This window comes from Mycolicibacterium doricum (assembly GCF_010728155.1).
Taxonomy (GTDB): Bacteria; Actinomycetota; Actinomycetes; order Mycobacteriales; family Mycobacteriaceae; genus Mycobacterium; species Mycobacterium doricum.
This window is the reverse complement of sequence record NZ_AP022605.1, coordinates 385,792-404,294: the sequence shown is the minus strand read 5'-3', so window position 1 is coordinate 404,294 and position 18,503 is coordinate 385,792. Positions and strand designations below refer to the sequence as shown.

Below are 18,503 nucleotides of genomic sequence, written 5' to 3'. Positions count from 1 at the left end.
GTGACCTTCCTTACCGCGCGGACGGCCGCGCACTGGGGTTTTTGCCGATGGTGGGCACCTCGCCGGTCTGCAGTAGCGCCCGGCAGCGGTAGAGCAGCTTGAACGCCAGCGCCCCGGAGAGCAGGTCGGGCGCCGGGGTCTTGGTCTTCAAGGTCACCTCGGAGCCGAGGTGCTTCGGCGCGGGCCGGAAGCTGACCAGGATCTCGTTGCCGTCGTCACCGGTGAACCGCAATCCGCCGTCCGTGCTGTGGATCCGGGATTCCCACGTGGTCTCCACCGGCCCTGCGTGCAGTTTCCATCGGTACCGGTCGGGTTCGGTGTACTCGACGTCGCCGAGTTCGCCGAGGACGATCGACAGGCGTCGCGCGTCACGCCACAACTCCTCGACCTCGACGACGTCGGCGTTGATCGTCACCGACTGGCCGTTGCTCGCGTCGGCCGGCGTCTTGTCGCCGACCAAGCTGACCACGCCTGCGGCCAAGTTGGTGGCCCGGTCCTTGGCGGCCTCCAGAATCGACATGTCCCGCTCCCTCCGTCGCGCGGGGCGATACCCGGCGGGGGAACGGCCAAACGCCTCAGACCGGCTGCGGCTCCCGGGCCAGTCGTTTCTGCAGTACCGCCAGACCGATCAGCGCGCCTCCGGCGACGAGCCAGCCGACCACCGCGATGGAACCGGCCGGGATGATCGCCAGCGACGCGTCGCGGTCGCGGACCCGCACCAGGTCCGGGTTGTTGCGGTCGTATTCGACATAGATGCGCATTCCCGTCTCCAACTCCGACGGGTAAAGCACGCCGAGCTCGGGACGATAGGTGACGCGGTCCGGCGTGACGAACTCGATGGTGGACCGGCGGGGGCCCGCGCTGAGCACCGTCGCCTCGGCGACACCCAGGTGCCGTTCGATCTGACGGTCGTTACGCCAGGCGCCGACGACCATCAGCACCGACTGCAGCGTGACCAGGCCCGCGGCCAGTACGACCCCGATGCGGACCCGCCGGATGACGCGTTCGGCCCGCGTCTGGTCCTCGTCCCCGTAGAGGTGCGGGACGACCATGCGCTGGACGGTCGCCAACGCTTCGGGCAGCTTCACAACGCGGCCTTGATCGAGGCGTGCAGCGCGCGCAGCGACGACCTGTCGGCTTTCACCTCCAGCACCCGCAGCCCCTCGTGCGGTTCGTCGAGCGCGTCGGCGAGCTGGTCGGCCTCGATCTGGCGATTGTCGACGTGGTAAGCGCGGCACAGCGCGCCGACGTCGACGTCGTGCGGGGTGCCGAACACCCGCGACGACACGTCGCTGAACCGCGGGTCGCCCTGTTCGAGCAACTCGAAGATGCCGCCACCGTTGTCGTTGGACACCACGATCGTCAGGTCGCGGGGGGTCGGCTCGGTCGGCCCGATCAGCAGACCGGAACTGTCGTGCACGAAGGTCAGATCGCCCATCAGCGCGATCGTGCGGCCACCGGTGCGGTCGTGGGCCAGCGCGGCGCCGATGGCCGTCGACACGGTGCCGTCGATGCCGGCGACCCCGCGGTTGGAGCGCACCCGCACACCACTGGGGGTGAACCCGACCAGCGCGGCGTCACGCACCGGGTTGCTCGCGCCCAGCACCAGTTGATCGCCCGGCCGGACCGCGGCGGCCACCGCGGCGGCGACATGCAGGCCGGTGGTCAGCGGGTGGGCGGCGAGTTGTTCGCGCACCGCGGTGACGGCGTGCCGGTTGACCTCCGCGCAGCGCCGCAACCAGGCCGGATCCGGGGTCCCGCTGGTGACCGCGCGGGTGCCCGTGGCCTGCGAGTTACCGCTGACGTCGGGCCAGCGCGGACCCGTGGTCAGCGCGTACACCGGCACCGAGGGGTCGGCGAGCAGCGCGGAGACCGGCCGGTGCAGCGTCGGGCGGCCGAGCATGATGACCTGCTTGGGCCGCAGCAGCCGCAACGCCATCGGATGCAGCGGGTTGGCCGCCGTTGGCGCGGTCGGCTCGGCAACGGTGGGCAGCTCGGCGAGATTCGGATGCACACCCGCGCCGTGCCCGGCGATCACCACGGTGTCGGACGTGACGTCGATGTCGAGCGGCTGGTCGAACGTCACGGGTGGGGTGTGGGTCCACGGCTTCCCGTCGGGGCGGCCGGGCGGGCAGCAGCCGTCGTCGTCGAACGTCGGCACCAGCGGTTCGCGCAACGGGATGTCGAACTGCACCGGACCGGCGTTGGCGCTGCGCGAGCCCGTGGCCGCCACGACGACCCGGCACGTCGCCGAACGCCACTGCGCGTTGAGGGAAGTCATATCGCCCGGACCGCCCGAGCTGAATTCTGGGGCGAGGCCGAGACTGATGTTCGCGCGGACCTGGTTGCCGAAGTAGCCGAGCTGCTCGAAAGTCTGGTTGGCGCCGGTGCCCAGCAGTTCGTAGGGCCGGTTGGCGCTCAGCACGATCAGCGGGACCCGGGCGTAGTTTGCCTCGACGACGGCGGGGCCCAGGTTCGCGACCGCGGTGCCCGACGTCATCGCCACGCACACCGGCGCCTGGTCGGCGACCGCCAGCCCGATCGCCAGGAAGCCGGCGGTGCGTTCGTCGATGCGGACGTGCAGACGCAGCCGTCCCGCGCGGTCGGCATCGGCCAGGGCGAAGGCCAGCGGCGCGTTACGCGACCCCGGGCACAGCACGACGTCGTGCACGCCGCCGCGAACGAGTTCGTCGACGACGACCCGGGCCTGTGCCGTCGAGGGGTTCATCGCTACAGGATATCGGCGAAGAATTTCAGCGCCGCGGCGTTGACTTCCTGCGGCCTCTCGAGGAAGCCGAGGTGGCCGGCGTCGGGGATCTCCAGGTAGCGGCCGTGCGGCATCGCGTCGGCGACCTCTTTGCCCAGATGCGGGGGCAGCAGCACGTCGTCGGCGAAACCGATCACCAGCGTGGGGATCCGGATGCTGCGATAGGCCGGCAGGCGGTTGTCCTTCGGCCCCACCGACCCCTGTGTCCGCAGCCCCGGCGTGTACTTGGTCGGCCACATGGTGAACATCTCGATCCAGTCGCCGATCATGCGGTCGTCGTTGATCGTCTTCGATGAAAAGTTCTCCAGTACACGAACTTTGGCGTCGTATCGCGGCGGCAGGGTGACGCCGGCGTCGACCAGTTCACGCTCGGCTTCGAAAAAGAAGTTGCGGGCGCGGTCGTGGCGGCCGCGGGTGGCCATCAACACCGCGGACCGGACCAGCTCCGGGCGTGCCAGCATGAGTTCCTGGGCGATGAAGGACCCCATGGACACCGCCACGATCCGGACCGGTGCCGCATCGAGCTTCTCGATCAGCGCGGCGGTATCGGCAATCATCTGCTCGACGCCGAAGCCCTCGGCGTTCTCGGTGGCGCCGACCCCGCGGTTGTCGAAGGTGATGGCCCGGTAGCCATTGCGCACGAACTCCGGCGCCTGGTGCAGATGCCAGGTGCGTCCGGCGCCGCCGCGACCGGCGATGAACAGCACCGGGATGCCGGTGCCGCGATCGTCGTATGCGAGATTCACGCGACCGACGCTACTGGAGGGCGATCTCGGTGAACGCGAGGATCGGGATGGTGCGTCCCTGGGTCGACTTCTCGTAGTCGGTGTAGCTGGGGATCCAGTTCTTCGCCAGCTCCCACAGCCGGTCACGCTCGGCGCCGGTGACCTCCTCGCCGACGAACGTGCCCTCGTAGCGACCACCCGGCCGCCGGACAGGCGCAGCAGCGGCGGGTCGATGCGCGGCACGAGGTGACGAACCAGGTAGCGCACCGGCCGGGGCGCAGCAGTCGTGCGCCGAGTTCCAGCATCGGCGAGCCGGCGGTCGGTTCCACCTCTGGTATGCCCAGGCGGCGATCCTATGCAGACATCGTCCGGCGGCCGTTACCCGTGCGGACGGCCTGCAGCGCCGGGTCCCACACCCCACGGAATAACATGTTGTCAAGGTTCGAGTACCTGCAGGCATTCGGCGACGCGGTCGATCCACCACTGCCGGCGCTCGGGTCCTGCGGCCAACGCCGTCAGGCGGTCCGGGTCCGGTACCACCACCGCCACCGGGAGGTGACCGTCCACGGGAATCAACGGCGCGGCGACGTCCTCGACGAACAGCCCGCCGGTCCCCAGTCCGCAGGCGTACTGGAGCCGGGGCAGCGCGGCCGCCGCACGTAAACCGTGTGAGATACCGACCGCCGAGTCCAGTGCGCTCGACACCACGATCGGGATCTCGATCTGCGCGGCGATGTCGAGCAGTGGGCGCACCCCGCCCAGCGGTGCCACCTTGAGCACCGCGACGTCGGCCGCCTGCGCCCTGACCACATGCAAGGGATCGTTGGCTTTACGGATGCTCTCGTCCGCCGCGACGGGAACGTCGATGCGCGAGCGTAATTCGGCGAGTTCCGGCACTGTCCGGCACGGCTGTTCGAGGTACTCGAGCGGTCCGTCGGCGGTCAACGCCGCCGCCGCGGCCACCGCCTCTTCGACGGTCCAGCCGCCGTTGGCGTCCACGCGCACCGTCGGCACCGTGGCCCGCACGGCGTTGACCCGGTCGACGTCGTCGGCCAGCGTCTGCCCCGGTTCGGCGACCTTGACCTTGGCCGTCCGCGCGCCCGCGAAGCGCGCCAGCACCTCGGGCACGTGCGCGGCGCTCACCGCGGGCACCGTCGCGTTGATCGGGATCCGGTCGCGCCGAACCGCGGGCGGCGCCGCGTAAGCCGCCTCCATCGCGGCCGCCAGCCACGTCGACGCCTCCGGCGGTGCGTATTCGATGAACGGCCCGAACTCCCCCCACCCGGCCGGCCCCTCGATCAACGCCAGTTCACGGACCATGATGCCCCGGAAACGCACCCGCATGGGCAGGGCGACGACGTGCAGGCGGTCCAAGAGGTCGTCGAGGGTGGGGTGCACGCCGCCAGTCTCGCCGGTTTCATACGACACTGGCAGTTGTCAGAGTTGTTCGGCGTAGACACGGCGGCCCGCCAGATAGGTGGCCAGGACGTCGAGTTCGGCGATGTCCTCCGGCGGCACACTGCGCGGATCGGCCGACAGCACCACCAGATCGCCGTACTTGCCCAGCTCGATCGAACCGATCACGTCGTCGGCGAACAACTGCCACGCGGCGTCGAGGGTCTGGGCGCGGATCGCCTGGTCGACGGTCAACCGTTGCTCAGGCCCGAGGACCCGTCCGCTCGGCGCCCTGCGGGTCACCGCGACGCTGATGTTGCGCAGCGGCTCCTCCGGGGTGACCGGTGGATCGTTGTGCAGCGAGATCCGCATGCCGGTCGCGACGGCCGATCCGCACGGCATCCACCGGTTCCCGCGTTCCGGGCCGAAAAGCCCGTCCACGATGACGTCGCCCCAGTAGTGGATCTGGTCGACGAAGATGCTGCAAGTCACACCGAGGGCGTGCGCTCGCTTCAACTGTTCGTCGGTGATCGCGCCGACGTGTTCTAGGCGCAGGCGGTGATCGGTTCGGGGATGAGCCTCGAGCACCTCCTCGTAGACGTCGAGGATCGTGTCGACCCCCGCGTCGCCTTGAACATGGCAAGCCATCTGCCAGCCCAGCGGGAAGTAGGCGCCGACGATCTCGCGCAGTTGCTCGCGGGTGTAGTTGGCGTGCCCGCACGAGCCCGGCACCACCCCGATCGTTCGGGTGGCCGCGGTGTCGAGGTAGGGGAAGGTCAGGTCGATGTTGCCGATCCAGGGTGACCCGTCGACCCAGATCTTGATGCCGACCTGGCGCACCATGTCGTCGCCGTCGCCCGGATGCGCGTCAGTGGTCATCTGCGGGTTGGAGACCTCGTACGCGCGCAACCGGATAGTCAGTTCATCGCGCAGCTGGTCGAGGATGGGGCGGAACACCGGATCGAACGCCATGTCCGAACACGTGGTGAGGCCCGCGCGGTTCAACCGCGCGCATTCGGCCACCAGCTTCGACGGGTAGTCACTCGGCGCGATCACCCCGGCGAGTAGCGGGAACACCGCGGCGGTCTCCTCGGCGGTGCCGTCGAGTTCGCCGTTGGGGTCGCGGCCGAAGCGCGCACCCTTCGGATCCGGGATGTCGCGGTGCAGACCGGCCCGTTCGGCCGCGACGCTGTTGAAGAACGCCTTGTGGCCTGAGTTGTGGACGATCACGAGCGGACTGTCCGGTGCGAGACCGTCCAGCCAGGTCAGCGTCGGGTCCGGAAGGCCCTTCTGGAGCAACGGGTCCCAGCCGTTGAGGTAAGAACCCTGCCGTCCGCGCCCGGCCACTTCGGTGCGCACCGCGGCGACGACCTCGTCGGCGGAAGTCATCGTCACCGGACGGATGTCGACCATTCGACCAGAGAGGGCGACGGCCTCCATCAGCGGATGCCCGTGCGCCTCCACCAGGCCGGGCAGCACGCAGCCCGCACCGACGTCGACGACCTCGGTGTCCGGGCCGATCCACCGCTCGATCCCGGAGCGGTCTCCCACCGCGACGATGCGCCCGCCGGCGACGGCGAGCGCTTCGGCGGCGGGTTGTGCGTCGTTGACGGTGAGCACGGTCCCCGTCAGAACGAGGTCGGCGGTCGCCATTGCCGCATCGTAGCCAAGCGACCCGGGAATTCGCGCAAGGCGACAGAAATCGAGAAATCGAGCGCCCACTACGTTCACACACCATCACGGTTCGAAGACCATCACGTAGGTTCCTGACATGAGCGACAACCCGTTCGACCCGTCGGTCTGGCAGCCGGTGCCCGGGTTCGACCTGACCGACATCACCTATCACCGCCACGTCGTCGACGGTGCCCCGCAGCCGACGGTTCGGGTCGCCTTCAACCGGCCCGAGGTGCGCAACGCCTTCCGTCCGCATACCGTCGACGAACTGTACGGGGTGCTCGACCATGCTCGGATGTCGTCGGACGTGGGGGTGGTGCTGCTCACCGGCAACGGCCCGTCCGCCAAGGACGGCGGCTGGGCGTTCTGCTCCGGGGGCGACCAGCGCATCCGCGGGCGCACCGGCTATCAGTACGCCGCTGGGGAAACCGCCGAGTCGGTCGACCCGGCACGGGCGGGCCGGTTGCACATCCTCGAGGTGCAGCGGCTGATCCGGTTCATGCCGAAGGTGGTGATCTGCCTGGTGAACGGGTGGGCGGCCGGCGGTGGGCACAGCCTGCATGTCACCTGCGACCTCACGCTCGCCAGCCGTCAACACGCCCGGTTCAAGCAGACCGACGCCGACGTCGGCAGCTTCGACGGTGGATTCGGCAGCGCGTACCTCGCCCGCCAGACAGGCCAGAAATTCGCCAGGGAGATCTTCTTCCTCGGCCGCGCCTACGACGCCGAGCAGATGCTCGCCATGGGCGCGGTCAATGCCGTCGTCGACCACGCCGACCTGGAATCCGAGGCGCTGCAGTGGGCGGCCGAGATCAACGGCAAGTCCCCGCAGGCGGTGCGGATGCTGAAGTTCTCGTTCAACCTCGTCGACGACGGGTTGGTCGGTCAGCAGGTGTTCGCCGGCGAGGCGACGAGGCTGGCGTACATGACCGACGAGGCTGTCGAGGGCCGCGACGCGTTCCTGGAGAAGCGCGACCCGGACTGGTCGGCGTTCCCGCGCTACTTCTGACGGCACGCGGTGCGGCGATTGGATTCGGCGGTCCAAACGCCCTGTGGCAGGCCGATTTTGGCTGATCCACCGCCGAACGTCAGGCCGTTTCCGTATGCGCTGTAACGCTTCCCCTGTCTGGTGCGACAGCCCTGCACGACGACCATTCGCTGATATGGTTCGCAAGACGGCATTCGAGGTCAGGGATGAGGATCCCGCGGAAAAAAGGGGAAGCCGAAGTGCGACGTGACGATGCTTTCGCAGGTCGGCCCAAGAGATCGGCGGTCGCCGTGGCGGGTGCGCTCGCGCTGGCAGGGGCGGTCCTCGTGTTCGGCGCGGGCACCGCCCATGCCGACGTGATCGACATCGGCGGTAAGCCGAATCCGGTGTTCGACGCCAACCCGGCGCCCGAAGGCGGCGTCCGCACCAGCAACAGAGGTGTCGCTAACGCTGGGTCCTCCGACGTGCGCCGCTCGGCCGAGGGTTCGCCGATGGCACCCCCTGGTGGTGAGGTGAAGGACAGCCTGCGGGCGGTGCCGTCGATCACGGGCGGTATTGGGACCGGTATCTCCATGGGCCCTGCGCGTAACAGCCCAGGCATGGCTAGTTGGTGATGTGATCAAACTGACCACCTGAATTGGTCTCAGTGCTGCCGTAGCCGATCGAGGTCGTCAGCAGCATCCAGTAGCGCCCGGGCGATGGTTCGTGCCGTCTGGCTGTCGATCTCGTCGTCCCAGTGAGGCCCGGACATGCGGATGGATCGGCCTTCGATGGTGCCGTCCGGAAGTTGGGTGCTGGTGATCGTGACCAGTACGGGTGAACTGTCCCGGTAGGTAAGACCCGGGAGTTGCCGCATGGATCCTTCGAAGCAGCGGAACCCGTCGAGCTCGGCCGCCGCAGCGAGTGGTGCCGTAGCCAGTTCGCGAGCCTGGCCGGTGTTCAACGGTTGGTTCTCGTCGAGGCCATACACCGAACTGTGAGGCGGCCCGATGCAATCACCGGAGCACGACACGTCACTCACGCGTAGTTGTGGCAGGTATCGGCGATCCGCAGGAGCATTTGTTCTTTCTCCTGCCCCTGAGGTGTGGCGCGTTTCTGTTCCAGGGTGGTGCGCCACTCCGGATGGGCATTGAGGCGCTGGTCGACACGTGCTCGACGTTGCTCCGGCGAGAGTGCAACGAACTCACGCAGTTTGGTTTGGGCCTCGGGATGGGCATCCAAGGCGCTTGCCAGATCTGGTGCCTCGATGCGGAGGGCCGCGACGATCTGGTCATAGGTGCACGTGGTGTTGATGACCGGATCGAGAGGTTTGGCGCCGGCTACACCGCTAGTCGGCCCCATGAGGGCGACGCCAAAAGTCGCGACGAGCGTCATGGCGGGTTTGAGAACTGACGAACGTTCCACGGTGCTGTCCCCTTCGTGGGTATCGGTACCGCCGGTTGGGCGGGCGATTCCCCAGTCCACACCCTCAGCCGTTTGGTTGGCGCTAGGGGGTTGCCGGCCGCATGCGCCGGGCCCGGCGACGGCGCGGAACACCCGTGGAGTAAGCCCGGTGACCGCAGGTGTCGGTGGTGTCGGTGTCGCCTGGAGTGACTTCGCGCCGTCGCGCTTGGTTGACGTCGTTTCCCCGGTAGGAATCCGGCGTTCTTTGACCTCACACCGCCCAAACGCCCTCGTCGCTACCATCGCCTGAGTAGGAGTGATTGTGCTCCTACGGGAATTGAGGAGGCAACGAAGTGACAAAGGTACGTGTTATGGCACGCCGCGCAATCGGAGTCGCGATCGGTGCCGCTGCGCTGTCGATGCTGCCTTTCGCAGCCACCGCCGGTGTGGCGGGGGCTGATCCTGGGCCGGATTGGGGTGCACCCGGGCCGGGAATCCTGCCTGGCCCCGGCCTGGGCGGCTTCGGCGGACCCGCGTCGGGTCTGGGACTGCTTCCCGGTGCGGGGTTCGGTGCGCCTGGCCCAGGTATTCTGCCAGGGCCCGGTGTCGGCGCCCCCGGGATTGGGGTACTTCCCGGGCCCGGGTTGGGCGGCTTCGGTGGTCCGGCTTCTGGCCTGGGCTTGCTCCCCGGGGCAGGCTTCGGTCTTCCCGGGCCGGGTCTCATCTAAACCGTCGGTGAAATGGGAGCGCGTCGAGCTAATCCAAGCTCGGCGCGCCTCTCACTGCGGCGGCGCTCTCACACTGCGCCAACGCGTCGAACAGGCAGTATGTCGTCATGCGCGTTCTGGTGGTGGAAGACGAAACGTTGTTGGCCGATGCGATCGCCTCGGGGCTGCGCCGCCACGCTATGGCCGTGGATGTGGTTTATGACGGCGCGTCGGCGCTGGAGCGTGCCACTGTCAACGATTACGACGTGATCGTGTTGGATCGCGACTTACCGGTGGTCTCTGGGGACTCGGTGTGCACATCGCTGGTCGAAAGCGGCGCGGCGACACGGATTTTGATGCTCACCGCTGCCACCGCCATCGCTGATCGAGTCAACGGGTTGGGCCTCGGTGCCGACGACTACCTCACCAAGCCCTTTGCCTTCGCGGAACTGACCGCCCGGGTGCAGGCATTGGCGCGGCGTTCCCGGCCGGCGGTGCCCCCGGTACTGGAGCGGAGCGGGATTCGGCTGGACCCTCATCGCCGGACTGTGGAACGCGACCATCGCCCCGTGCCGCTGTCACCCAAGGAGTTCGCTGTGCTGGCCGAACTCCTGCGCGCCGAGGGAGGGATCGTGTCTGCAGAGCAACTCCTGGAGAAAGCGTGGGACGAGCACATCGATCCATTCACCGGAGTGGTCCGCTACACGATCATGATGCTGCGGCGGAAGTTGGGAGAACCTCCGGTGATCGAAACCGAACCGGGTGTGGGCTACCGCATCCCATGAACAGCAGACCAAGATCAACAATTCGACTGCGTCTGACGGTGCTCTACGCGGGCGCGTTCTTCCTCTGCGGCGTGATCCTGGTCGCGCTCATGTACTTCAACGTGCAGCAGTCACTGCAAGATCCGCCCGGTGCGGGAGTGCAGGAGGCGGTCAGCCGGTTCCTTGACGATCGGGGGCAAGGCAGCCATCCGATCGCCGACCGGATCTTTGCCGCGGTGACCGAGCAGGCTGCCCAGGAACGCACCGAAACCCTGCGAAATTTGCTGGTGCGTTCCGTGGTCACCCTCGTCGCCGTGGGCATCGCGGCCGCCGGCCTGGGCTGGCTGCTGGCAGGAAGGGCGCTGCGTCCCCTGCAACAGATCACCGCAACCGCTCGCCGCGTGGCAGACCGCAGCCTGCATGAGCGCATCGCACTGGACGGTCCCTTCGACGAGATCAAGGATCTCGCCGACACGTTCGACGCGATGCTGGAGCGACTCGATCGTGCCTTCGACGGTCAACGGCGGTTCGTCGCCAACGCCTCCCATGAGTTGCGTACACCGCTGGCGATCAACCGCACCCTGATCGAAGTCGCGCTCGACGATCCGGACACACCTGAATCCACTCGGCAACTCGGGGCGACCCTGTTGGGAGTCAATGCTCGCAACGAGCGACTCATCGATGGGTTGCTGGTGCTGGCCAGCAGCCAGCACCAGCTGGACTTGAGGCCAGGCGTTGACCTCGCTGACATCGTTCGGCGGGCCATCGACACCGCATCACCGCTCGCCGAGCGTTTCGGCGTCAAGATCACCTCACAGCTTGATCCGGTAAGCGTGACCGGCGATCCGACGCTGCTCGAACGTATCGCTCACAACCTCATCGACAACGCGGTGCGCTACAACCTCCCCGAGCACGGCTGGTTGCAAGTCACCGTCGGCGCAAGCGGGTCGTCGGCGCGCCTGATCGTCGAGAACACCGGACCGGTCATTGCACCCGAGGACGTCGATGGTCTTTTCGAGCCGTTTCGCCGTCTCGCCACCTCCGAACGTCTCACCGACCCCAAGCATGGAGCGGCGGGCCGAGGCGCCGGACTTGGCCTGTCGATCACACGTTCAGTCGTCCAGAGCCATCACGGCGACGTGGAAGCGATTGCCCATGGGACGGGCGGGCTGACCGTCACCGTCACAATCCCCCTCTCCCGCTAGGACACACCACTACCTCACCGACTACCTCACCGACCTCGATAGCCGCTTTCTGTGTCTGTCTCGACACGCGGGGTCTGTCTCGACACGCGGGGTCTGTCTCGACACGCGCGGTCTGTCTCGACACGCGCGCCGGCATGGCCGCATGCACCCCGAGGTGGTCGTGCCGGCCGCCTAGACTTCTCCGGTGAGCAAGAACCCGTTGCGCCGCTTGTCCGACAGCCTGCTGTTGGCCGGTATGCGGCCCTCGCGGGCCGAGCAGTTCCTGCAACCGCGCGCCTCTGTCGAACTCGCCGGCAAGCGCATCGTGCTGACGGGTGCCTCCTCGGGGATCGGTGAGGCCGCGGCCGAGAAGTTCGCCCGATGCGGTGCCAGGGTGGTGGTGGTCGCGCGCCGGCAGGATCTGCTCGACGCGCTCGTCGAACGGATCACCACTGCCGGCGGCGATGCCACAGCGCGGGCGTGCGATCTGTCCGACTTGGATGCCGTCGACGCGCTGGTGACCGACGTGGAGGCACAACTCGGCGGCGTCGACATCCTGGTCAACAACGCCGGCAAGTCGATTCGCCGCCCGCTGGCGGAATCGCTGGACCGCTGGCACGACGTGGAACGCACGATGACGCTGAACTACTACTCACCGCTGCGCTTGATCCGCGGACTCGCGCCGGGCATGATCGAGCGCGGCGACGGCCACATCGTGAATGTGGCGACCTGGGGCGTGTTCAGTGAGGCCTCCCCGCTGTTCGCCGTCTACAACGCCTCCAAAGCGGCGCTGTCGGCGGTGAGCCGCGTCATCGAGACCGAGTGGTCCACCAAAGGTGTGCACTCCACCACGCTGTACTACCCACTGGTCAAGACACCGATGATCGCGCCGACTCGGGCCTATGACGGTGTGCCGGGGCTGACCGCAACCGAAGCGGCCGATTGGATGATCGACGCGGCGCGTAACCGCCCGGTGCGCATCACGCCACGGATGGCGGTCACCGCTCGGGCGCTCGACTCGCTGGCGCCGACGTGGTTCAACGCCGTCGTCAAACGCCAGGGGCTGCAGCCGGAGGCCTGACCGGCCGGTGACCGTCGCAGTGATAGACAGGGCCTATGGAGATCCTGGCCAGCCGGATGCTGTTCCGGCCGGCGGACTATGAACGGTCGCTGCGCTTCTACCGTGACGGACTCGGGCTCGCCATCGCCCGCGAGTACGGCGCAGGCACCGTGTTCTACGCCGGTCAATCACTGATCGAACTTGCCGCTCATGGCGGCCCCGACGCCGGCGGCACCCTGTGGCTGCAGGTACGCGACCTCCACGCCGTGCAGGACGAGTTGCGCGGCCGCGGCGTCGAGATCGCCAGGCAGGCCCGCCAGGAGCCGTGGGGACTGCACGAGATGCACGTGACCGATCCCGACGGCGTCACGCTGATCTTCGTGCAGGTGCCCGACGACCATCCGCTGCGCCGCGACACCCGCGGCTGACGGTGTCAGCGCACCGGTGCGGCCGACGGCCGGCTTGGCGTCGCGGCCAGGCCGGAACCAGGGTCCAAATCACCGCCCGCCGTCGCCAACCCCGTCGGCCGGAGTTACCATCGACTGCCTGCGGGCGAAGCTCTTCGGCATGCCCGGGAAAGTGACGCACGTGCCCAACTTCCTCGCCAGCATCCTCGCCTGGATCACCGCAGACATGCCCGCCCCGGCGGAGACCGACCGGGTGCGCGAGCGGCTCGCCGCAGGCAGCTGGCCGCTCGACGACCGAGAATCCGGGGAGGGCGCATAGCCGTCCTGCGGGCCCTCGCCGTTCCGTCCGGCGCTGCGGCGCTCGAGGTGCTCCCGGTCATCGAGGACGTGCTGAACGGCCGGGGCCCGGCGTTGCTGCCCATCCCGGCCGACGAGACCGGCCACCGCGCGCTGCTGAGCGAGGCGCTGCTGGCCGGTGCGCCGATCGACGACGACGTCGCCGTGGTGGTGCCGACCTCGGGCACCACCGGCACCCCGAAGGGCGCAATGCTGTCCGCCGCGGCGTTGACCGCTAGCGCGCACGCCACCCATGCCCGGCTGGGTGGGCCGGGTCGGTGGCTGCTCGCCCTTCCCGCCCATCACATCGCCGGGCTGCAGGTCCTGGTGCGCAGTGTCGTTGCCGGTGAGCGGCCGGTAGCCATGCCGGCGAGTTTCGAGCCGTCGGATCTGGTGTCGGCGGCGGCGGGTATGGGTACGGGACGGCGATACGTGTCGCTGGTGAGCGTCCAGCTGGACAAGGCGCTGCGCGATCCGGCGGCCACCACAGCGCTCACCACGTTCGACGCGGTGCTGGTCGGCGGGGGGCCGATGCCCGCAGGCCTGGACGAGCAGGCCGCTGCGGCCGGGGTTTCGGTGGTCCGGACGTACGGTATGAGTGAAACCGCCGGCGGATGCGTCTACGACGGGGTGCCGCTGGACGGGGTGCAGGTGCGTCTCGAGGGGTCCCGGGTCCTGCTCGGCGGGGCGACGCTGGCCAAGGGTTACCGCAACCCCGTGTCGCCGGACCCCTTCGCCAAGCCGGGCTGGTTCCGCACCAACGACGTCGGTGCGCTGGAGCGCGGGGTGCTGCGGGTGTTGGGCCGTGTCGACGACGCGATCAGCACCGGGGGACTTACCGTGATGCCCCCTCTCGTCGAGGCGGTGCTGTCGCGCCACCCGGCGGTCGTCGACTGCGCGGTCTTCGGGGTGGCCGACGAGCGGTTGGGGCAGCGGGTGGTGGCCGCGATCGTCCTCGCACCGGGTGCGTCGGCGCCGACGGCGGATGAGTTACGGGTGCACGTCGCGGCCGACTTGGACGCCACCGCGGCACCGCGTGAGGTGCACGTGGTGGAGGAGGTGCCGCGCAGGGGGATCGGCAAGGTGGACCGCCGCGCGCTGAGCGCGCAATTCAGCTAACGCGCGCTGAGCGCGCAATTCAGCAAGCGCGCGCTGATCAACCGCCGCGGGCGACGATCACCGGCATGCGGGCGGATTGCACCACCTCGGAGCTGACCGAGCCGAGTAGCATGCCCTCGAAACCGCCCCGGCCGCGGCTCCCGACGACGAGCAACTGCGCCGCTTCTGCCTGCTGTAGCAGCTGGTGCGCCGGGCGGTCACGCACGAGCACCTTGTGCACCGAGACGTCGGGATAGGTCTCGCAGTAGCCGGCAAGACACTCGCCGATGATGCGCTCGCCGCGTTCGGTGTAGTCAACCCACTTGATGTCCGGGAACTCGTAGTCGACATCGTTCCAGGCGTGCACGGCGACCAGATCGACACCGCGTCGGGATGCCTCGTCGAAGGCGATCGCGATCGCATTGTCGGAGGCGGCGGAGCCGTCGACGCCGACCACGACCGGCGCCTGGTCCGGGTGGTCCATCAGCGGATCCTCATCGTGGATCACCGCGACCGGACAGTGGGCATGGTGCACCACGGCAGTGCTCACCGAACCGAGTAGCCGCCTGCCCAGGGCGCCGAGGCGGCGGCTACCGACCACGACCAGGCCGGCGTCCTTCGACATGTCGATCAGCGTGGCCTTCGCGTCGCCTGGGATGACCTGTTTGACCACGGTGAGCTTCCGGTTGCCGGCGGCCCGCTCGGCGATCGCCATGGCCTCGTCCATCACCCGCGTACTGCGTTCGGCCTGCCAGCGCAGGTACTCCTGCGGAGCCGGCACCTCGATCCACATCCGGACGTCCTTGGGCGCGATGACGTGGACGAGTGTGAGCGGCACCCCCCGACGGACGGCGCTGCGCGCCGCCCAGTCCACGGCGACGTTGCCGGCCGCCGACCCGTCGGCACCCACGACGATTCCATGAGGTCTTTCCGACGAGGACATCTCGACACCTCCCTGTGCGGTTCCGGCACAGGTTAGCCGAGGTGGCCGCCCCGCGGAGCGAGGCGCTGGTCCGCGAGTCGAAGGACCAAGGTCCCGAACGCTCGAAGCTCGATCAGCCTTCGGCGGCCGTCCAGTCGTAGGGCAGGAACTTGCCGTCGAGTGTGACGACCACGCGGTCACCGGCGGAATGCGGTTTGCGCTGCACGTCGATGCTGAAGTTGATCGCGCTCATGATGCCGTCGCCGAACTCCTCGTGGATGAGTTCCTTGATGGCACCGCCGTACACCTGGAGCACTTCGTAGAAACGGTAGATGGTCGGATCAGTCGGCACCGCGGTCGCGAGGCCACCGCGCACGGGGGACGCCGCCAGCACCGGAACGGCGGCCTGGTCCAGACCGAGCACGTCGACGAGCACCGTGCCGCTGTCGGCCGGAATCGGATGCTGGCCGAGCAGGGCGGCGATGGTCCACATCACCGGCCGGTCGATGGCGTCGGCGAGTTGTTGCCAGGTCAACTGTTTCGCCAGCCGTGCCGCCACGATGTCGGCGGTGATCTCGTCCCGCGTCATGTCCGAGCCTCCACCGGGAGCGTGAACTGCTCGGGTTCGGCCGGCCGGTTCCATTCTGAGCCGGTGCGAGCGTGGGTGGCGTAGAGCGTCAACCCGACGAAGGCCAGGCCGCCGACGAGATTGCCGATGACCGTGGGGATCTCGTTCCACAGCAGGTAGTCCATGACCGAGAAGTCACCGCCGAGCATCAGACCGGACGGGAACAGGAACATGTTGACCACCGAGTGCTCGAACCCCATGTAGAAGAACACGATGATCGGCATCCACATCCCGATCACCTTGCCCGACACCGAGGTCGACATCATCGCCGCCACCACACCGGTGGACACCATCCAGTTGCACAGCACACCCCGGATGAACAACGTGAGCATGCCTGCGGCTCCGTACTGGGCGTACCCGACGGTGCGGCTTTGGCCGATCTCGCCCAGCCTCTGACCGACCTCGTTCGGATCGACCGAGAATCCGTAGGTGAAGATGATCGCCATCATGAAGGCGACGGTGAGCGCGCCGGCGAAGTTGCCGACGAACACCAGTCCCCAGTTGCGCAGCAGCCCCCGCATGGTCACACCTCGCCGCTTGTCGAGAAGGGCGAGCGGGACGAGCGTGAAAACACCGGTCAGCAAATCGAACCCGAGCAGGTACAGCAGGCAGAACCCGACCGGGAACAGCAGGGCGCCGACGAGCGCGTTACCTGTCTGCACGGTGACGGTGACCGCGAACGCCGCGGCCAGCGCGAGGATCGCCCCGGCCATGTAGGCGCGGATCACGGTGTCGCGCGTCGACATGAAGGCCTTGGCCTCCCCGGCGTCGATCATCTTCGTGACGAACTGCGCTGGATCCACATAGGACATGAGTCGTCGCTCCTCTTGGGACGGTGAGTGGCAGTGGCGGACGACGGCACTGAAGGTGCCCCTCAGCTTGGCGACCGGATGTGTCGTAGACGTAACGCGTCTTTGACAGCGCGTCACGCTTAGTTCACCGACGGCCATGACCTGCTGTGAGGCGCTGCGGCGGTGACGCGGCTTACAAAGCCGTTCATTCCACGCCCTAGGCTGGCCGGGTGCGTGCCCACCGCAGGGAGACGATCGCTGCAGCCATCGGCCTGGTGCTCGTGGTGGCGGCCTTCGTGGTGCCCCACCTCGGCCTCGGTGTCGTCACGCCGTTGATCAACGCGAGCCCCGAACGACTCCGCGACTTCGCCGGAGTCGCGCCCATCTTCGGCTGGTGGAACGCCCATGTCGGATGGGGCACCGTGCCCGCCGTCTTCCTGGGCGTCGCCGCAGTGGTCTGGGGGCAGTCGCTGGCGCAGCGGCTGAACTGGCGAACGCTCGTGACGGGGACATGGGCGACGTCTGCGGCGTGGGCGCTTTCGCTTGCGCTGGTCGACGGGTGGCAACGCGGGTTCGCCGGTCGGCTGACCGCACGCCATGAGTACCTGCGGCAGGTGCCCACCGTCACCGACATCCCCGAGGCCGTCCGCACCTTCGCCGATCGGATCCTCGACTACCAACCCGATTCGTGGATCACCCACGTGTCCGGCCACCCACCGGGCGCCCTGCTGACGTTCGTGTGGATGGACCGCATCGGCCTCGGGGGCGGCGTCTGGGCTGGACTGCTGTGCCTGATCGCCGGTTCCAGCGTGGCGGCGGCGATCCTCGTGGCGGTGCGCGCACTGGCCGACGAGCACACCGCGCGCCTCGCCGCGCCGTTCCTCGCCGTCGCGCCGACCGCGATCTGGGTGGCGGTGTCGGCCGACGGGTACTTCGCCGGTGTCGCTGCCTGGGGTATCGCGCTGCTGGCGTTGGCGGTGCGCGGCGTCGGCCGCCGCCCCGAACTCTTCGCCGTCGGTGCGGGCGTGCTGCTGGGATGGGCGATCTTCCTCAACTACGGCTTGGTGCTGATGGCGCTGCCCGCGGTCGCGGTACTGATCTGTTCGCCCGACTGGCGCGCGGCCCGACGCGCGCTGCTGCCCGCGGTCGGCGCGGCCCTGGTGATCGTCGTGCTGTTCGTCATCGCCGGGTTCTGGTGGTTCGACGGATACCAGCTGGTGCAGGAACGCTACTGGCAGGGCATCGCCGCCGACCGGCCGTTCCAGTACTGGGGCTGGGCGAACTTCGCCTCCGTCGTCTGCGCGATCGGATTGGGCAGCGTCGCGGGGCTGGGCCGGGTCTTCGACGTCGCGGCCATCCGTGCCCGCTCCGGTCTGCACCTGTTGATGCTGGGAGCCCTGGCGTCGATCCTCCTCGCCGATCTGAGCATGCTCAGCAAGGCCGAGACCGAACGGATCTGGCTGCCCTTCACGATGTGGCTGGTCGCGGCCGGGGCACTGCTCCCGGTGCGCGCGCAGCGGTGGTGGCTTTCGCTCAACGTGCTCGGCGCGCTGCTGATCAACCACCTCATCCTGACCAACTGGTGACCGTTCCTCGGCCGCTGGCTGCTGCTGGTCGCCGCGACGTTCGCGCTCAGCGCCGCGGTGTACGCAGTCCGGTCGGGAAGGTCCCGAC

General features: G+C 68.4%; 21 protein-coding genes. 9 read left to right on the top strand and 12 right to left on the bottom strand.

Features of this window, described 5'->3' with window-relative positions; all coding sequences use genetic code 11:
• Positions 1 to 10: 10 nt before the first annotated feature.
• From G6N07_RS01995 to G6N07_RS01965, 7 genes are read right to left on the bottom strand one after another with little or no spacing between them, the layout of a single operon-like run.
• Complete coding sequence (locus G6N07_RS01995) at positions 11 to 520, bottom strand: SRPBCC family protein (protein ID WP_085192150.1); 510 nt, start codon at positions 518 to 520, stop codon at positions 11 to 13.
• A 55-nt stretch (positions 521 to 575) separates the two neighbouring features.
• Positions 576 to 1,052 carry a DUF3592 domain-containing protein gene (locus G6N07_RS01990; protein ID WP_099050271.1) on the bottom strand — a complete coding sequence of 159 codons (477 nt, stop codon included), beginning with the start codon at positions 1,050 to 1,052 and terminating at the stop codon, positions 576 to 578.
• A 32-nt stretch (positions 1,053 to 1,084) separates the two neighbouring features.
• Positions 1,085 to 2,728: a 2-succinyl-5-enolpyruvyl-6-hydroxy-3-cyclohexene-1-carboxylic-acid synthase gene (gene menD, locus G6N07_RS01985; protein WP_085192152.1), complete on the bottom strand. Its 1,644-nt coding sequence runs from the start codon at positions 2,726 to 2,728 to the stop codon at positions 1,085 to 1,087.
• A 2-nt stretch (positions 2,729 to 2,730) separates the two neighbouring features.
• The gene (locus G6N07_RS01980; RefSeq protein ID WP_085192153.1) at positions 2,731 to 3,513 is read right to left on the bottom strand and encodes an alpha/beta fold hydrolase; all 783 of its coding nucleotides are present in this window, start codon (positions 3,511 to 3,513) and stop codon (positions 2,731 to 2,733) included.
• A gap of 10 nt (positions 3,514 to 3,523) precedes the next feature.
• On the bottom strand, positions 3,524 to 3,913 hold the full coding sequence (locus G6N07_RS01975; protein ID WP_235849880.1) for a nitroreductase/quinone reductase family protein: 390 nt from the start codon (positions 3,911 to 3,913) through the stop codon (positions 3,524 to 3,526).
• Positions 3,914 to 3,927: 14 nt separating this feature from the next.
• The gene (locus G6N07_RS01970; RefSeq protein ID WP_085192216.1) at positions 3,928 to 4,890 is read right to left on the bottom strand and encodes an o-succinylbenzoate synthase; all 963 of its coding nucleotides are present in this window, start codon (positions 4,888 to 4,890) and stop codon (positions 3,928 to 3,930) included.
• Positions 4,891 to 4,929: 39 nt separating this feature from the next.
• Positions 4,930 to 6,540, bottom strand: a complete 1,611-nt coding sequence (locus G6N07_RS01965) for an amidohydrolase (RefSeq protein ID WP_085192154.1) — start codon at positions 6,538 to 6,540, stop codon at positions 4,930 to 4,932.
• Positions 6,541 to 6,658: 118 nt separating this feature from the next.
• On the opposite strand from G6N07_RS01965, the gene G6N07_RS01960 reads away from it, so the two are divergent.
• Positions 6,659 to 7,570 carry a 1,4-dihydroxy-2-naphthoyl-CoA synthase gene (locus tag G6N07_RS01960; protein ID WP_085192155.1) on the top strand — a complete coding sequence of 304 codons (912 nt, stop codon included), beginning with the start codon at positions 6,659 to 6,661 and terminating at the stop codon, positions 7,568 to 7,570.
• A 218-nt stretch (positions 7,571 to 7,788) separates the two neighbouring features.
• Positions 7,789 to 8,163, top strand: coding sequence for a hypothetical protein (locus G6N07_RS01955; RefSeq protein ID WP_235849882.1), 375 nt, complete (start codon positions 7,789 to 7,791; stop codon positions 8,161 to 8,163).
• Between the two features lie 29 nt (positions 8,164 to 8,192).
• Here G6N07_RS01955 and G6N07_RS01950 read toward each other — a convergent pair whose 3' ends face one another.
• The gene (locus tag G6N07_RS01950) at positions 8,193 to 8,405 is read right to left on the bottom strand and encodes a hypothetical protein (RefSeq protein ID WP_133055564.1); all 213 of its coding nucleotides are present in this window, start codon (positions 8,403 to 8,405) and stop codon (positions 8,193 to 8,195) included.
• Between the two features lie 161 nt (positions 8,406 to 8,566).
• Positions 8,567 to 9,013: a hemophore-related protein gene (locus tag G6N07_RS01945; protein WP_235849884.1), complete on the bottom strand. Its 447-nt coding sequence runs from the start codon at positions 9,011 to 9,013 to the stop codon at positions 8,567 to 8,569.
• A 754-nt stretch (positions 9,014 to 9,767) separates the two neighbouring features.
• On the opposite strand from G6N07_RS01945, the gene G6N07_RS01940 reads away from it, so the two are divergent.
• The 6 genes from G6N07_RS01940 to menE all read left to right on the top strand — a co-directional run bounded on the left by G6N07_RS01940 (position 9,768) and on the right by menE (position 14,509).
• Positions 9,768 to 10,424, top strand: a complete 657-nt coding sequence (locus G6N07_RS01940; protein ID WP_085192160.1) for a response regulator transcription factor — start codon at positions 9,768 to 9,770, stop codon at positions 10,422 to 10,424.
• Between the two features lie 137 nt (positions 10,425 to 10,561).
• On the top strand, positions 10,562 to 11,608 hold the full coding sequence (locus tag G6N07_RS01935) for a sensor histidine kinase (protein ID WP_244949033.1): 1,047 nt from the start codon (positions 10,562 to 10,564) through the stop codon (positions 11,606 to 11,608).
• A 184-nt stretch (positions 11,609 to 11,792) separates the two neighbouring features.
• The gene (locus G6N07_RS01930) at positions 11,793 to 12,668 is read left to right on the top strand and encodes an SDR family oxidoreductase (protein ID WP_085192162.1); all 876 of its coding nucleotides are present in this window, start codon (positions 11,793 to 11,795) and stop codon (positions 12,666 to 12,668) included.
• Between the two features lie 35 nt (positions 12,669 to 12,703).
• Positions 12,704 to 13,075 carry a VOC family protein gene (locus tag G6N07_RS01925; protein ID WP_085192163.1) on the top strand — a complete coding sequence of 124 codons (372 nt, stop codon included), beginning with the start codon at positions 12,704 to 12,706 and terminating at the stop codon, positions 13,073 to 13,075.
• A 139-nt stretch (positions 13,076 to 13,214) separates the two neighbouring features.
• On the top strand, positions 13,215 to 13,373 hold the full coding sequence (locus tag G6N07_RS01920; RefSeq protein WP_163784045.1) for a hypothetical protein: 159 nt from the start codon (positions 13,215 to 13,217) through the stop codon (positions 13,371 to 13,373).
• A gap of 47 nt (positions 13,374 to 13,420) precedes the next feature.
• A complete protein-coding gene (menE, locus tag G6N07_RS01915; protein ID WP_235849892.1) occupies positions 13,421 to 14,509 on the top strand; it encodes an o-succinylbenzoate--CoA ligase in 1,089 nt (362 codons plus the stop codon).
• A gap of 37 nt (positions 14,510 to 14,546) precedes the next feature.
• Here the strand turns inward: menE and G6N07_RS01910 are convergent, their stop codons facing one another.
• The 3 genes from G6N07_RS01910 to G6N07_RS01900 all read right to left on the bottom strand — a co-directional run bounded on the left by G6N07_RS01910 (position 14,547) and on the right by G6N07_RS01900 (position 16,850).
• A complete protein-coding gene (locus G6N07_RS01910; RefSeq protein WP_085192165.1) occupies positions 14,547 to 15,431 on the bottom strand; it encodes a universal stress protein in 885 nt (294 codons plus the stop codon).
• 112 nt (positions 15,432 to 15,543) lie between these two features.
• Positions 15,544 to 15,999, bottom strand: a complete 456-nt coding sequence (cynS, locus tag G6N07_RS01905) for a cyanase (protein WP_085192166.1) — start codon at positions 15,997 to 15,999, stop codon at positions 15,544 to 15,546.
• Positions 15,996 to 16,850, bottom strand: a complete 855-nt coding sequence (locus G6N07_RS01900) for a formate/nitrite transporter family protein (protein WP_085192167.1) — start codon at positions 16,848 to 16,850, stop codon at positions 15,996 to 15,998. The genes cynS and G6N07_RS01900 overlap by 4 nt, the downstream gene beginning before the upstream one ends.
• 209 nt (positions 16,851 to 17,059) lie before the next feature.
• On the opposite strand from G6N07_RS01900, the gene G6N07_RS01895 reads away from it, so the two are divergent.
• On the top strand, positions 17,060 to 18,415 hold the full coding sequence (locus G6N07_RS01895; RefSeq protein ID WP_085192168.1) for a hypothetical protein: 1,356 nt from the start codon (positions 17,060 to 17,062) through the stop codon (positions 18,413 to 18,415).
• Positions 18,416 to 18,503 lie beyond the last annotated feature (88 nt).

Bases quoted from the DNA above. Each gene is read 5' to 3' on its own strand.
- G6N07_RS01995 (WP_085192150.1), bottom strand. From the start codon at position 520: ATGTCGATTCTGGAGGCCGCCAAGGACCGGGCCACCAACTTGGCCGCA.
- G6N07_RS01990 (WP_099050271.1), bottom strand. From the start codon at position 1,052: ATGGTCGTCCCGCACCTCTACGGGGACGAGGACCAGACGCGGGCCGAA.
- menD (WP_085192152.1), bottom strand. From the start codon at position 2,728: ATGAACCCCTCGACGGCACAGGCCCGGGTCGTCGTCGACGAACTCGTT.
- G6N07_RS01965 (WP_085192154.1), bottom strand. From the start codon at position 6,540: ATGGCGACCGCCGACCTCGTTCTGACGGGGACCGTGCTCACCGTCAAC.
- G6N07_RS01960 (WP_085192155.1), top strand. From the start codon at position 6,659: ATGAGCGACAACCCGTTCGACCCGTCGGTCTGGCAGCCGGTGCCCGGG.
- G6N07_RS01950 (WP_133055564.1), bottom strand. From the start codon at position 8,405: ATGCGGCAACTCCCGGGTCTTACCTACCGGGACAGTTCACCCGTACTG.
- G6N07_RS01940 (WP_085192160.1), top strand. From the start codon at position 9,768: ATGCGCGTTCTGGTGGTGGAAGACGAAACGTTGTTGGCCGATGCGATC.
- G6N07_RS01925 (WP_085192163.1), top strand. From the start codon at position 12,704: ATGGAGATCCTGGCCAGCCGGATGCTGTTCCGGCCGGCGGACTATGAA.
- G6N07_RS01920 (WP_163784045.1), top strand. From the start codon at position 13,215: ATGCCCGGGAAAGTGACGCACGTGCCCAACTTCCTCGCCAGCATCCTC.
- G6N07_RS01910 (WP_085192165.1), bottom strand. From the start codon at position 15,431: ATGTCCTCGTCGGAAAGACCTCATGGAATCGTCGTGGGTGCCGACGGG.
- cynS (WP_085192166.1), bottom strand. From the start codon at position 15,999: ATGACGCGGGACGAGATCACCGCCGACATCGTGGCGGCACGGCTGGCG.
- G6N07_RS01900 (WP_085192167.1), bottom strand. From the start codon at position 16,850: ATGTCCTATGTGGATCCAGCGCAGTTCGTCACGAAGATGATCGACGCC.